This is a genomic window from Agromyces binzhouensis, from assembly GCF_004135055.1.
Taxonomy (GTDB): Bacteria; Actinomycetota; Actinomycetes; order Actinomycetales; family Microbacteriaceae; genus Agromyces; species Agromyces binzhouensis.
This window is the reverse complement of the sequence record NZ_SDPL01000720.1, coordinates 1-810: the sequence shown is the minus strand read 5'-3', so window position 1 is coordinate 810 and position 810 is coordinate 1. Positions and strand designations below refer to the sequence as shown.

1 protein-coding gene is annotated in these 810 nt (G+C 75.8%); it reads left to right on the top strand.

The features are described 5' to 3' along the window. Nucleotides 1–810: aminotransferase class V-fold PLP-dependent enzyme (locus ESO86_RS17865; RefSeq protein ID WP_207207227.1), on the top strand; the 810-nt coding region annotated here is incomplete at both ends.

The window sequence follows — 810 nt, the reverse complement described above, 5'->3', positions numbered from 1 at the left end:
GGCCCGCTCGCCGAGCTCGTGGACGCAGGGCTCGAGGTCCCGGTCCTCGGCGGCGGCAGGGTCCGGCACGTGAACCTCGACGTCGCGGCATCCGCCCCGGCGCTCGCCTCGGTCGCGGCGCACGTCGCCGCCGTGCTGCCCTACTACGCGAGCGTGCACCGCGGCACGGGCTACGCGTCGCAGGCGTCGACCGCCCTGCTCGAGGACGCCCGCATCCAGGTCGCGCGGCACGTCGGCGCACGCCTTGACGACCTCGTGGTCCTCACGCGCAACACGACGGACGCGCTGAACCTCCTCGCCGGCGCAGTGCCCGGCGAGACCGTGGTGCTCGACATCGAGCACCACGCGAACCTGCTGCCCTGGGAGCGTGGCGGGCGACGGGTCGTCGTCGCACGGCCGACGTTCGCGGCGACGCTCGAGGCGCTCGCCGCCGAGCTCGCGCGCCGCCCGGCCGCGCTGCTCTCCATCACCGGCACATCGAACCTCACGGGCGAGGTGCTTCCGCTCGACGCGTTGGCCGATCTCGCCCACGCGCACGGCGCCCGGCTCGCGGTCGACGCCGCGCAGCTGCTGCCGCACCGACGCGTCGACCTCGCGGGCATCGGCATCGACTACCTGGCCTTCTCGGGGCACAAGGCATACGCGCCCTTCGGGGCGGGTGCGCTCGTCGGCCGTGCCGACTGGCTCGATGCGGCAGCCCCGCACCTCGCCGGCGGCGGCGCCGTCGAGTCGGTGTCGGTCGAGGCCGCCGTGTGGAAGGCCGGGCCCGAACGGCACGAGGCAGGCACGCCGAACGTCGTCGGCGCCGCG